Genomic DNA, 11,908 nt, shown 5'->3' with positions numbered 1-11,908 from the left:
CCGATGGCTCGCGCCGGGTCGTGGGCCCAGTGGTTTGCCCGCCTCCGGTATACGACACGTTTCGCCGGCTTGGACACCAGCCAGCGCCGACCCCACATGCCGAACGATTCCAGCGCGCCGAGAAAGAAGATCAGTGCCACCGGCGCCAGCAGACCGACGAAGTCGCGGCGCGCGATCGGCCCGTCGATCACCCTGGCGATGACCAGCGGGATCGCGATGGCGGTGCCGGCCATGACGACGGCGAGCACATTGGCCGCGATCAGCGGCACGCGGTAAGGCCAGAGGTAGGGCAGAAACCGCCGTAGCGACCGCAATCTCCCGCTCTGCCGCGACGAAGGCCGCCCCGATCTTTCGGCCTCCGATTCGGTGGCCGCCAGCTCCAAAGTGACAGACAAGACTCCCCCTTGGTGTCCGGTGGATGGTTGGTTTCCGGAACGGACGCCAGGTGATGTTCGCACCGGGGTCCGACAAGTCGGCCCATCAAGAGTCCCACCGGACCACCACCGGGAGCCACTGATTTTCCTCGATACAATGCGCGGCAGGCGCGAGTAGCTGGGCGCTCCAACCAGTACAGGAGGGTCGTTGACGCGGATGGTCGGGCTGTTCGCCGGGATCGGCGGGCTCGAACTCGGCCTCGGCAGGAACGGCTGGTCGACCGAGCTGCTGTGCGAGATCGACCCCGGTGCGCAGGGCGTCCTCGCGGCCCACTTCCCGGAGACGCCACTGCACGGCGATATCACCCGGCTGCGTTCCCTGCCCGCGGGCACCGAACTGGTCGCCGCCGGTTTCCCCTGCCAGGACCTGTCCCAGGCCGGGCGGACCGCGGGCATCACCGGACGTCGTTCGGGCTTGGTCGACGAGGTGTTCCGGCTGGTCCGCCGCCGACGTGGGCCGCGGTGGTTGCTGATCGAGAACGTCCCGTTCATGCTGCAGCTCGGTCGTGGCGCGGCCATGCGGCACATCACGGGCGCGCTGGAGGAACTCGGTTATACGTGGGCGTATCGCGTCGTCGACGGCCGCGCGTTCGGGTTGCCGCAGCGGCGGCAGCGGGTGCTGATGCTGGCCTCGCGCACCGAGGATCCGCGCGAGGTCCTCTTCGGTGACGACGCGGGCCCGCGTGAGTACGGCGACGCGGACCGCGATCCGTGCGGCTTCTACTGGACCGAGGGCGTGCGTGGTCTCGGCTGGGCGGTGAACGCGGTGCCGACCCTGAAGGGCGGATCGGGTCTCGGCATCGCCAGTCCGCCCGCGGTCCGGCTGCCCGCGGGCGAGATCGTCACGCCGGGCATCGTCGACGGTGAGCGGTTGCAGGGCTTCGACGCCGAGTGGACGGCGCCCGCGCTCGATGTGCCCGGTGTCCGGCAGGGGCATCGGTGGAAGCTGGTGGGCAATGCGGTCAGCGTGCGGATGGCGAACTGGGTCGGCGAGCGGTTGGCCGCGCCGTCCGCGCCGTTGACGGTGGGAGAACCGCTGCGACCAGGATCACCCTGGCCGACCGCGGCCTGGGGGCGCGCCGGTGTGGTGCATCGGGTGCCGTTGTCGACCTGGCCGGTGCACGAGCCGTACGAGGATCTGAAGAACTTCCTCACCGAGCCGCGGCTGCTCTCGCCGCGCGCCACCGCGGGGTTCCTGCGCCGCACCGAGATGGGCAATCTGCGTTTCCCGCCGGGTTTCCTCGACGACGTGCGCGACCATCTCGACCGCATGGGCGGCTGGGCGGCATGAACGCGCGGTGGGTACCGGACGGGGGTGGTTCGCCGCCGGTTTCCAAGCCCGTCACCGATGCGGCGACCAGTGCGCGCATGTCTCGCCAGAAGCGCGCCGATACCAACCCTGAGCTGGCATTACGTCGCGAACTCCATCGCGCGGGCCTGCGCTATTTCGTCGACCGCGCGCCCATCAAAGGCCTGCGGCGGCGCGCTGACGTCGTCTTTCCCCGGCTGCACATCGCCGTCTATGTGGACGGCTGCTTCTGGCATCGGTGCCCGGAACACGCGACGGATCCGAAGAACAACGCCCAGTGGTGGGCGGAGAAACTGGCCGGAAATGTCGCACGAGACCGGGCCACCGATGCCGCGCTGATCGAAGCGGGCTGGCAGGTCGTGCGGGTATGGGAACACGAGGATCCCCAGGCGGCGGCCGAACATATCCGTGCGCTGGTGCGCGAGCTGGCACCCGGTCGGAAACAGGATCCGACCAGCTGACGTGGGTCAGCGACGACCCGGGTTGCTCCGCACTCGGACACGCACCAGCGACCGTGGCGCGTTGGCCGCGGTGTAGCCGGAGACCGCCATCGCCAGGAACATGGCGAAGCCGGCCAGTGCGATCACGTAGCTCATCGAAGACCTCCCGGTTGGTAACGACACCACCCTGCCCGGTGAACCTGACAACAACCTGTGTGCGCAGTGATGAAACCACGTGCGCACCGCGCGACGCGCCTGATCCGCGCGAAAGGCCGGGTGGTCTCGGTCGGGCAGCACAATGGTCGATGTGCCCGCATCCACCCGGATACCCCGTGGCTATCCCCTGCTGATCGCCGTCGCGATCGCGGTCGCCGGCCTCTGCTATTCGTCCTGGGTGCTGGAGTTCGTTCTGCCGATCGACACCGATCCGGTGAACTCCTTCCTCAGCGAACTCGACGCGGAGGGCAAGCCCTACCGGGAAGTGTTCGCCACCGCCGACAAGCTGGTCGGCCTGCTGCTGATCCCGGCCTCGATCGGCGGGCTGCTGGTGTTCCGCCGTCGCCGGTTGACCACCGTCGGCTGGGTGGCCCTGGCGTGCTTCGGCGCGTCGACGATCGCCGACGCGATGCTTCCCCTGCGCGACTGCGACCCCGCGGTCAGCGCGTGCGGCGGCGGGTTGTTCCCGCAACTGCATCAGCCGCACGCGCTGACCAGCACGCTGGCCGTCACTTCGATCGCGGTGGCGGCGTTCGCGTTCAGCGCCGCCGCCTACCGCTACCACCGCTGGTGGATCCTGCGCGAGTTCGGTGTGGTCGTGCTCGTCGTCGGGTCGGCGGCGACCATCTGGATGCTGGTCGCCGACAACCTGTCCGGCTCGTATGCCCTCGGCATCGCCCAGCGCATCCAGGTCGGCTCGATGTCGCTGTGGCTGCTCGCGCTGGCCGCCGCCGTGCTCGTCGAGGCACGGGAGTGGACTACTTGACGACCTAGCCGTTGAACGGCACGCCCGACCTGTTGCGCAGTTCGATGCTCGATTGCAGCACCGCCTTGTTGTCGACCAGCTTGAACCGGCCGATCTCGAGCAAGAAGGCCGGTGTAGGCGAAAGCTTTTCGTTCTTCGCCGGGCCGTCCATGTTGGGGCATTGTCATCCCCGGCCCGGTGGACCATTCTGGCTGCCATGACCACAACTCGGGTGAACATTTCTTCTGCCTCCGATTTCGAAGATGTAGTCGGGTATTCGCGGGCGGTGCGGGTCGGTGATCACGTCATGGTCAGTGGGACGACGGCTGCCGTCCCCGGCGGTGGCGCGGTCGGCGGCGACGACATCGGCGCGCAGGCCACCGAGGTGCTCGCCCGGATCGCCACCGCGCTCGAGCAAGCGGGCGCGAGCCTGCGGGATGTGGTGCGCACCCGCATGTTCGTCACCGATATCTCCCGCTGGCCCGAGGTCGCCGCCGCACATGCCGCGGTGTTCGGCGCGATCCGCCCCGCTGCCGCCATGTACGAGGTGACCGCGCTGATCGCCCCCGAACTGCTGATCGAAATCGAGGCCGACGCGATCGTCACCGGCTGAATCGTCACACGCGGCCCTCTCGCCGCCTCGGCGTCAGACGCGAAAAATCCCCAGTTATCCACAGGTTCACGGTTATCCACAGGTCGGCGCCGACACCGTCGTGAACGCCGGTGCAGGCCGGGCCGGGCTACTACGCTCGGACCTGTGACCAGCGCAACGACCGTTCCCACCGACCTGCTCGCCCAGGTCGCCGCGTCCACCGCCCGTTTCGACGCGGCGATCGGTGCGCTCACCGACGCCGAACTGAGCGAGCCGTCCCTGCTGCCCGGCTGGACTCGTGGGCACGTCGTCGCGCATATGTCGCGCAACGCCGACAGCCTGCTGAACCTGCTGCTGTGGGCGCGCACCGGCATCGAGATCCCCCAGTACGCCGGCACCGCCATCCGCGACGCCGACATCGAGGCCGGCGCGCCGCGGCATCTCGACGTCCAGCACGCCGACTTCACCGCCTCCGCCCACCGCTGGCAGGCCGTGGCCACCACGATGCCCGAAGCGGATTGGCAGGCGGTGGTCCGCAACCGGCAGGGCGGTTCGCTCACCGCCGACCAGATTCCGTGGATGCGCCTGCGCGAGACCGAGATCCACCACGTCGACCTCGCCGTCGGCTACACCCCCGCCGACTGGCCGGCCGCCTTCGTCGCCCGCATGCTCCCCGAAGCCATCGCCGACCTCTCGGCGAAGATGATCCCGGACGCCACCCCGACCTTCGACATCCAGGCCACCGACACCGACTTCATCGCCACCGTCGGTCCCGGTCGCCCGCACCACACCGTCCTCGGCCCGTCCTCCGCCCTGCTCGCCTGGCTCCTCGGCCGCTCCACCGGCGCCGACCTCACCGGCCCGCTGCCGCCACTGCCCGCCTGGAAGTAGTGCAGGTCAGTACCTGAATCACCCTCTCGGCCCGTCTCTTTCGTACAGGCCGCGCTTGCGGCAGCCCATCTTGGAACATCGTTCCCTCTTGCGCACACCGTTCGGCACTGCGTACAGTGTGCGTACAACGCGAACAGCGTACGGACCGAAAGAGAGATCACCATGAACGCCACCTCCCTCGACCTGCACCGCACCGTCGTCCTGCCCGTCCGCGCGGTACGCGCCGGACTCGGCGCCGCCGCCGACAAGGACCCCGCCGCCGTCGCCCGCCAGACCGCGAAGTTCGCCCCCGCACTGGCGGCCGCGGCCGAGCAGGTCGCCGAACTCCGCGCCACGGTGGCCGGTTCCGAGCGCGACCGGGGCAGCGCGGCGGCCGATCGGCATGCCCGAAAGACCATGGCCGACACCGTGGCTCGACTGGACGGCTACCACAGCGAGCTCGCAAACGCCGCCGCCGCGCTGACCCGCTGACCCGACCGGATTCGACGAGAGAGACACGCGATCATGAGCACTTTCGACAAGGACCTGGCCGCCTTCGTCACCGCGACGGCCGCCGAGTACGGCATCCCGGGCGCCGCGGTGGGCATCACCCTCGACGGCGCCGAGTTCACCGCCTGCCACGGGGTGACCAGCATCGACAATCCGCTGCCGGTCGACGAGAACACCGTCTTCCAGCTGGGTTCGGTGTCCAAGAGCTACACGGCGACCGCGCTGCTGCGCCTGGTCGCCGATGGCCGCGTCGAGCTGAACGCCCCGGTGCGGCGATACCTGCCAGAGCTCATCCTCGCCGATGAACAGCTCGCCGCCGAGGTCACCGTCGGACACCTGCTCAACCACACCGCGGGTCTGGACTGGAAACTGGACGCCGAGACCGGTGACGGCGACGACGCGCTGGCCCGCTTCGTCGAACGCCTGCCGGAGCTTCCCGTGATCGCGCCGCTGGGCGCTCGCGCGTCCTACAGCCAGTCCGGCTACAGCCTGGCGGGCCGGGTGATCGAGAAGGTCACCGGACTCACCTTCGAGCAAGCGATCCGCACCCTGCTGTTCGACCCGATCGGCTTGCGGCACAGCTTCTTCACCGCCGCCGAGGTGCTGCCCCACCGCTTCGCCGTCGGCCATACCGCCGACGACAACGGCGAGCTGTCGGTACTGCGACAGTGGGGCGACAACCGCGCCAACAACCCGGGCGCGGGTGTGGCCTCCTCGGTGGCCGACCAGTTGCGCTGGGCCCGTTTCCATCTCGGCGACGGCAATACCGCCGACGGCGAATCCCTGTTGCCCACCGCCCTGCTGCACAGCATGCGCGAGCAGACGGCGCCACTGCGAGCCAGTTCCCTCGGTGACGGTTTCGGCATCTGCTGGTTCCTGCGCGACGTCGACGGCGTGCGCACGGTCGGACACGGCGGTTCGGGCTACGGCCAGTTCGCCGAACTACTGACGGTGCCCGACCGCGGTTTCGCCGTCGTCGCCCTCTCGAACGCGGGCCCCGACGCCGGTTTGGCCTTCAACCAGGCCGTCCTGCGCTGGGCACTCGAGCACTACCTAGGCCTCGTCGAGCGCGCCCCGGAGCCTCTCCCCTACGACGCCGCCCGCGCCGCCGAGATCGCGGGCATCTACGAAAACGACATGATGCGCCTCACGATCACCGACTCCGGCGCCACCCTGTCCATCGACGCCAAGATCAAGCCCGAAATCCGCGCGGCGTCGACCACCGAACTCCCCGACGACCTCCCCTTCGCCAACCTCGGCCTGCGCCCCGACGACGAATACACCGTCACCGAAGGCGGCCTCACCGGCCAACGCGGCTACTTCAGCCGAGACACCACCGGCACGATCACCGGCGTTGACCTCGCGGGCCGCCTCTTCTCCCGCGTCCCCTGACCCCGGCCGACGCGGCGGAACACGCCCCCGCAAAACGAAATCCGCCTCCTACCGGTTTGCACCGATAGGAGGCGGATTGTTGTGCGCCCGAAGGGATTCGAACCCCTAACCTCTTGATCCGTAGTCAAGTGCTCTATCCGTTGAGCTACGGGCGCATGGTCTTCAGTTGTACCCGGCGAACCGGGTGTGGCGGAGGCGAGAGGATTTGAACCTCCGGTCCCCGTGAAGGGACAACTCATTAGCAGTGAGTCCCATTCGGCCGCTCTGGCACGCCTCCTGGAGCCTTCTCTTTCGAGGGCACCGGTTCTTCTCGAACCGCCGGGAATGAAGATTACACGAGCGGTTCATGTAGTCCAAAACGCCTGGTCAACTAACGTAAATTGCTGTCGAACCAGTCGTAGATACGGGTCTGGGAATCGATCCGGATGGCGTTGTCCGTGTCGTCGTCCGGATCGGGTCGGTCGGCACGGTGGCCGAGGCCGGGATAGGTGATGGTGAGACTGGCCACATTCGCCCGCGCCGTCGCGTCGCGCAGCCGGTCGACGGCCTCGGGTGGGGTGGCCGGATCGTCGGCGCCGAACAGTCCCAGCCAGGGCGCCTGCAGGCTGTCGGCGACGTCGACCAGGGCGATCTCCTGGTCTGGTAGCGGCTCGGTGATGCCTGCGGCGGCCACGCTCACCGCCGCGCCGATGGGCCGGTTCGTGGCGACGAGGAAGGCGGCGGTGCCGGCGGAGTCGAAACCGAGCACCCCGATGGTGTCGGGGAAGACGCCGCGGCGGGTGAGCCAGTCGAAGCCGGCGTCGAAGTCGTCGAACAGTTCTTCGCCGAACACCTCGTGCACCTGGTCGTCGGCGATCCGGTCGAACAGGTGGGGGGCGACGACGATCCAGCCCTCGAACGCCAGCGATCGCATCAGTTCGAGCAGCTGGGGCGAGAACCCGCGGGACTCGTGCAGTAGGACGATGCCGCCGCGGGCAACCCGCTCCGGTTCGACGACGGTGATGGGCACCGAAGTACGCGTCGCAGCGAGAGCGGTGCCTGCGGCGCTGTCGGCGGTGAGCTCCGTCGCCCGCAGCGGAGCGACATCGTCGTAGGTGCCCGACATAAATCCAGGGTAGGCCGATCAGTCGTCCTTGGGTAGGTTCCGACCAGGCGACCGGAAACAGCGTTCACTTAGGGTGGAGGCGTGACAGCGCACATCCGGCCCGACCTCGCCACCATCCCGGCCTACGTTCCCGGCCGTAATCGCCCCGATGCGGTGAAGCTCGCGTCGAACGAGACGACCTTCGGGCCGCTGCCGAGCGCTGCCAAGGCGATCGCGGAGTCGGCCGAGCAGGCCAACCGGTACCCGGACAACCAGGTCGCCGAGCTGCGGGCCGCGCTGGCCGATTTCCTGGACGTGACCGTCGCGAATGTCGCCGTCGGCTGCGGCAGCGTCGCCCTGTGCCAGGAGCTCGTGCAGATCACCTGCGACGCGCCGACCGACGAGGTGGTGTTCGCGTGGCGCTCGTTCGAGGCGTACCCGATCGTCACCCAGGTGGGTAATGCCACCGCGGTGCCGGTGCCGCTGGCCGAGGGCTACCTGCACGATCTGGACGCGATGGCCGACGCGGTCACCGAGCGGACCAAGCTGGTCTTCGTCTGCAACCCGAACAACCCCACCGGCACCGCGCACGGGCGCGCCGAGCTGGAGCGGTTCCTCGACCGGGTGCCCGCGCACGTGCTTGTCGTGCTGGACGAGGCCTACTACGAGTACCTGCGGCTGACTCCCGAGAGCAGGCCCGACGGTGTCGCGATCGGCCGCACCCGGCCGAATGTGGTTGTCCTGCGGACGTTCTCGAAGGCCTACGGCCTGGCAGGCCTGCGCGTCGGCTACGCCGTCGGCGATCCCGAGGTGATCACCGCGCTGCTGAAGGTGCACATCCCGTTCAGCGTGAACCGGGTGGCGCAGGCGGCCGCGATCGCCTCGCTGGAGGCGCGCGGCGAACTCCTCGACCGGACCGATGTGCTGGTCGCGGCGCGGCACCAGGTGCGCGACGCGCTGCTCGCCGCCGGCTATCAGGTGCCGTCGAGCGAGGCCAACTTCATCTGGCTGCCGCTGGGTGCGCGCAGCACCGACTTCGCCGAGGCCAGCGCCGCCGCGGGCGTGCTGGTGCGTCCGTTCGCCGGTGACGGTGTGCGGGTGACGATCGGCGATCCGCACGAGAACGAGCAATTCCTCGAGTTCGCCACGGCACCGGAGACCGCCGCCCGATTCCGTTAGGTCAGCGCCCGGTCAGCATGCCTTGACGTCGGTCACGGTGGGATCGGCGCGATTTCGAGCACACTGCCAGCACACCGGTCGTAGGCTGGCGCGCAGTGAATCTCGGTGTTCGAAGCTGCCCGACCGGAGATGTACCGTGAACCAACGCCCTCACCCTGCTGTCTGCGAAAAAGCTTCCACCACAGTCACTTCGGTGAGCGAGCGCGGCACCGGCCTCGATCGGCGCCTACGCGACTGCGACGAGTTCTTCCGCCACCCCGAGCTGGGACATCTCCCCCTCCAACGACGTCTCGGCGCGCTCGCCGAACTTCGCGAAACCGGTACCTACCGGCAGACCGCCGAGGAAATCCTGATCGGCGCGAAATTGGCCTGGCGCAATCACGCTCGCTGTGTCGGACGCAAACATTGGCGCTCGCTCAAACTGCTCGACGCGCGCCGAGTTACTTCCGCGCGAGAGCTTTCCGAGGCGTGCTGGCAGCATCTGCGCCTGGCCACCAACGGCGGCGCGATCCAGTCGATGATCACGGTCGGCCCGCCGTCCGAACCCGGCGGCGGCGAGTACCGGATCGTGAGTTCACAGCTGATCCGCTACGCCGGCTACCCCGACGGCGACGGGACCGTCACCGGCGATCCCGCCAATATCGCCGCCACCGAGCAGGCGACGGCCCTCGGCTGGCGCGGTGCGCGCACGCCCTTCGACGTGCTGCCGGTGCTGATCAGCACGCCCGACGAAGGCCTGCGGTACTTCGATGTTCCGCGCGAGCTGGTCCGCGAGGTCGATCTGATCCATCCCGACTATCCGTGGTTCACCACCCTCGGACTGAAATGGCATGCGCTACCGGCTGTTTCGAATATGGACCTGGAGGTCGGCGGCATCACCTATCCGTTCGCGCCGTTCAACGGCTGGTACGTCGGCACCGAGATCGGCGCGCGCAACCTCAGCGATGCCGACCGCTACAACATGCTCCCGCTGATCGCCGACATGATGGGCCTGGACACCTCGTCGGTGCGCACACTGTGGCGCGACAAGGCCCTGATCGAGCTGAATCACGCGGTCCTGCACAGCTTTCGGGTCTCTGGTGTGCACATGGTCGACCACCACACCGTCGCCAAGCAGTTCTGCGATCACGTCCAGCGCGAGGAAGCCGCGGGCCGACGCTGCCCCACCGATTGGAGCTGGGTCAACCCGCCGATCTCCGCGGTGCTCACCCCCACCTTCCACCGCTACTACGACGAGCCGGACCTCGACATCCGCCCCAACTTCGTCCAGCGCGTCGACGGCTGAGCCGCCCAGAGCGCCACCGTGATGAAGACGATCTGCTCGGGAATCCGGAACCACAGCGGCGTCGGCGGCTCACCGTTGAGCGCGATGTCCGCTAGTGCCGCATGGATATTGGCGGGCAGCATCACCACGAACAGAACGGCAAGGGCGACCCCCGCGCCGGGACGGGTCGCGCGCACGACCAGACCGGCGGCGCCGAGCAGTTCCAGGAGGCCGGTCACGTACACCATGGCGTGCGCGAACGGGACGTAAGCCGGCACCATCGCGGCGAGGTCGTCGTGGCTGGGCATCACGGTCACGCTGTCGGGCATGAAATGCGCGATGCCGGTGGCGGTGAGCATGACCGCGAGTCCGTGGGCGGCGCATTCGCGCCAGGTGCCGAACCGGGCGATCCCGGCAATGCCGAGCAGGCGCAGGAGCACGGTGGGGACGAAGAGCAGGAGCAAGGTGGTGAACATCGTGATTCCTCGTGGTACCGGTGGTCAGGCGGTGAAGAACAGGCCGGCGCCGTAGGCGTCGCGGGCGGAGACGAAGAAGCCGTCCGCGGTCGAGATCGTCGGTGCGCCACCGTCTTCGACGAGCTCGCGAGCCGCGGTGACGTCGTCGACCCTGATGGTCACGGCCGCCGGGTAGGAGGCGGCGGGCGCGGGCTCGTCGGGCACGACGTCACCCGCGTCGCCCGCCCGAACGAGTTCGAGCCGCGCCGGGCCGACGGTGAACAGCGTGAGCGGGCCCTCGTATTCGGGTGTGCGGTCCAGGATGGCGCGGTACCGGTCGGCGACAGCGGCGAACGCGGCGTCCTCGACGACGAAGAGCACCGAGCCGAGCCCGCGTGCGCCGTTGGCGTGGCGCAGATAGCGGGGTTGGTGGACATATTCTCGGGTCAGGTGCTGGGCGATGCCGAGGTAGGTCTCGGGGGTGGCGCGTGGCTCGAGGTGGACGGCGCGAGCCCGCAGGGTGCGGGTGCCGTCCTCGGTGTCGACCTCGCGTTCGAGCTCGAGCACGCCGGAGGTGCGCAGACCCGCCTCGGTCAGGTGGCGGTCGGCCTTGCCGGCGTCGGAAGTCTCGAGGTTGAGCAGGCGCAGGCCCTCGTACTCGTCGGCCATCGCCTTCGTGTGCCACGGGTCAGGCGCTGACTCGTCGACGATGCCGAGCAGTTCCAGATAGGAATCGCCGAAGAGGGCGCACAGATTGGCGGTACAGCCCTCGACGGGCGGCCGGCCGGGCTCAGCGCCGAGGAGATGGCGGGAACGCGGGCTGAGGGTGAAGCCGAGGGAGCGGTATCGGCTCTCCAGGCCGTCGAGATCCCTGGTGAGGATACCGACGTGGTGGATGCCGCTGATGTCTGCTGTCATGACGCCGATCGTGGTTCGGTCGCGGACGCCTGTCGTCGAACCGAGGTCGCTGCGCCGGAATCCGACACGTTCTACGCTGATCTGGCGGATTCGGTCAGGCTGGATGCCCAGCTCGCCGCCGCCGCCCGTTGTCGACGCATCAGGAGGCGGCCTTCGCCGGTGGAACCACCGGGCCGTACAACGTGATCGTCATCGTCGTGTGCCGCGACGCGAACGCCCTGTTCGACTACATCGCAGGCCCCATCGGTGCGCTCGCAGGTCTCGAACGCGTGGAGCCGGTGCCGATCACGGCCATCGCCGAACGGGCCGCTCCGCTCGTCTGATTTCAGGCCGTTCCCCGGGCGGAGCCGCGGGCGTAATGTCCTGGGGTACGGGCCGAATCGCCCTGGTCCGGCTCGCTGACGACGAGCGAGGGAGACCCCGATGAGCACCGCTTCCAGTTCGGGATTCGATGCCGACGCGCTGCGCCGCGGCATCGAAGGCCGCGACGCCGCACCACT

Annotated in this window: 15 protein-coding genes, 2 tRNA genes and 1 pseudogene; 10 read left to right on the top strand and 8 right to left on the bottom strand. The window is 68.8% G+C overall.

Going from position 1 to position 11,908, the window contains the following annotated elements; genetic code table 11:
• Positions 1-269: pseudogene (locus tag ACFWPJ_RS05410) on the bottom strand (ABC transporter ATP-binding protein); the annotation flags it as partial.
• Positions 270-591: 322 nt separating this feature from the next.
• On the opposite strand from ACFWPJ_RS05410, the gene ACFWPJ_RS05405 reads away from it, so the two are divergent.
• Together ACFWPJ_RS05405 and ACFWPJ_RS05400 are read left to right on the top strand one after the other, a co-directional pair.
• The gene (locus ACFWPJ_RS05405) at positions 592-1,725 is read left to right on the top strand and encodes a DNA cytosine methyltransferase (RefSeq protein ID WP_378847472.1); all 1,134 of its coding nucleotides are present in this window, start codon (positions 592-594) and stop codon (positions 1,723-1,725) included.
• Positions 1,722-2,204 (top strand): very short patch repair endonuclease, encoded by a 483-nt coding sequence (locus ACFWPJ_RS05400; RefSeq protein ID WP_378847462.1) that lies wholly within the window; start codon positions 1,722-1,724, stop codon positions 2,202-2,204. The genes ACFWPJ_RS05405 and ACFWPJ_RS05400 overlap by 4 nt, the downstream gene beginning before the upstream one ends.
• 6 nt (positions 2,205-2,210) lie before the next feature.
• Here ACFWPJ_RS05400 and ACFWPJ_RS05395 read toward each other — a convergent pair whose 3' ends face one another.
• On the bottom strand, positions 2,211-2,339 hold the full coding sequence (locus ACFWPJ_RS05395) for a hypothetical protein (RefSeq protein WP_378847460.1): 129 nt from the start codon (positions 2,337-2,339) through the stop codon (positions 2,211-2,213).
• 142 nt (positions 2,340-2,481) lie between these two features.
• Between ACFWPJ_RS05395 and ACFWPJ_RS05390 the strand changes: the two genes are divergently transcribed.
• Positions 2,482-3,165 carry a DUF998 domain-containing protein gene (locus ACFWPJ_RS05390; protein ID WP_378847457.1) on the top strand — a complete coding sequence of 228 codons (684 nt, stop codon included), beginning with the start codon at positions 2,482-2,484 and terminating at the stop codon, positions 3,163-3,165.
• Between the two features lie 4 nt (positions 3,166-3,169).
• Here ACFWPJ_RS05390 and ACFWPJ_RS05385 read toward each other — a convergent pair whose 3' ends face one another.
• On the bottom strand, positions 3,170-3,316 hold the full coding sequence (locus ACFWPJ_RS05385; protein WP_378847455.1) for a hypothetical protein: 147 nt from the start codon (positions 3,314-3,316) through the stop codon (positions 3,170-3,172).
• A 45-nt stretch (positions 3,317-3,361) separates the two neighbouring features.
• Between ACFWPJ_RS05385 and ACFWPJ_RS05380 the strand changes: the two genes are divergently transcribed.
• From ACFWPJ_RS05380 to ACFWPJ_RS05365, 4 genes are all read left to right on the top strand, one after another.
• Positions 3,362-3,757, top strand: coding sequence for a Rid family hydrolase (locus ACFWPJ_RS05380; RefSeq protein WP_378847454.1), 396 nt, complete (start codon positions 3,362-3,364; stop codon positions 3,755-3,757).
• A gap of 144 nt (positions 3,758-3,901) precedes the next feature.
• Positions 3,902-4,627 carry a maleylpyruvate isomerase family mycothiol-dependent enzyme gene (locus ACFWPJ_RS05375; protein ID WP_378847453.1) on the top strand — a complete coding sequence of 242 codons (726 nt, stop codon included), beginning with the start codon at positions 3,902-3,904 and terminating at the stop codon, positions 4,625-4,627.
• Between the two features lie 162 nt (positions 4,628-4,789).
• Positions 4,790-5,098 (top strand): hypothetical protein, encoded by a 309-nt coding sequence (locus ACFWPJ_RS05370; protein ID WP_378847451.1) that lies wholly within the window; start codon positions 4,790-4,792, stop codon positions 5,096-5,098.
• Between the two features lie 33 nt (positions 5,099-5,131).
• Positions 5,132-6,508, top strand: a complete 1,377-nt coding sequence (locus ACFWPJ_RS05365) for a serine hydrolase domain-containing protein (protein WP_378847449.1) — start codon at positions 5,132-5,134, stop codon at positions 6,506-6,508.
• Between the two features lie 82 nt (positions 6,509-6,590).
• Here ACFWPJ_RS05365 and ACFWPJ_RS05360 read toward each other — a convergent pair.
• The 3 genes from ACFWPJ_RS05360 to ACFWPJ_RS05350 all read right to left on the bottom strand — a co-directional run bounded on the left by ACFWPJ_RS05360 (position 6,591) and on the right by ACFWPJ_RS05350 (position 7,613).
• A tRNA-Arg gene (locus ACFWPJ_RS05360) sits at positions 6,591-6,663 on the bottom strand.
• A 32-nt stretch (positions 6,664-6,695) separates the two neighbouring features.
• Positions 6,696-6,785, bottom strand: a tRNA-Ser gene (locus ACFWPJ_RS05355).
• A 93-nt stretch (positions 6,786-6,878) separates the two neighbouring features.
• Entirely contained in the window at positions 6,879-7,613 is a 735-nt protein-coding gene (locus ACFWPJ_RS05350) for a dienelactone hydrolase family protein (RefSeq protein ID WP_378847447.1), read from the bottom strand.
• Positions 7,614-7,694: 81 nt separating this feature from the next.
• On the opposite strand from ACFWPJ_RS05350, the gene hisC reads away from it, so the two are divergent.
• Both hisC and ACFWPJ_RS05340 read left to right on the top strand, forming a co-directional pair.
• On the top strand, positions 7,695-8,771 hold the full coding sequence (gene hisC, locus ACFWPJ_RS05345; protein WP_378847445.1) for a histidinol-phosphate transaminase: 1,077 nt from the start codon (positions 7,695-7,697) through the stop codon (positions 8,769-8,771).
• A 193-nt stretch (positions 8,772-8,964) separates the two neighbouring features.
• Positions 8,965-10,056, top strand: coding sequence for a nitric oxide synthase oxygenase (locus ACFWPJ_RS05340; protein WP_378847443.1), 1,092 nt, complete (start codon positions 8,965-8,967; stop codon positions 10,054-10,056).
• Here the strand turns inward: ACFWPJ_RS05340 and ACFWPJ_RS05335 are convergent.
• Together ACFWPJ_RS05335 and ACFWPJ_RS05330 are read right to left on the bottom strand one after the other, a co-directional pair.
• Entirely contained in the window at positions 9,999-10,511 is a 513-nt protein-coding gene (locus tag ACFWPJ_RS05335) for a hypothetical protein (RefSeq protein WP_378847441.1), read from the bottom strand. The two genes, ACFWPJ_RS05340 and ACFWPJ_RS05335, sit on opposite strands and share 58 nt — an antisense overlap.
• 24 nt (positions 10,512-10,535) lie before the next feature.
• Complete coding sequence (locus tag ACFWPJ_RS05330) at positions 10,536-11,408, bottom strand: VOC family protein (protein WP_378847438.1); 873 nt, start codon at positions 11,406-11,408, stop codon at positions 10,536-10,538.
• A gap of 128 nt (positions 11,409-11,536) precedes the next feature.
• On the opposite strand from ACFWPJ_RS05330, the gene ACFWPJ_RS05325 reads away from it, so the two are divergent.
• Positions 11,537-11,731: a hypothetical protein gene (locus ACFWPJ_RS05325; protein ID WP_378847435.1), complete on the top strand. Its 195-nt coding sequence runs from the start codon at positions 11,537-11,539 to the stop codon at positions 11,729-11,731.
• The last annotated feature ends 177 nt before the right edge of the window (positions 11,732-11,908 follow it).

Origin of the sequence: Nocardia sp. NPDC058497, from assembly GCF_042720195.1 — a bacterium.
Lineage (GTDB): Bacteria > Actinomycetota > Actinomycetes > Mycobacteriales > Mycobacteriaceae > Nocardia.
The sequence above is the reverse complement of the archived record's forward strand: the minus strand, read 5'-3'. Positions and strand labels throughout refer to the sequence as shown.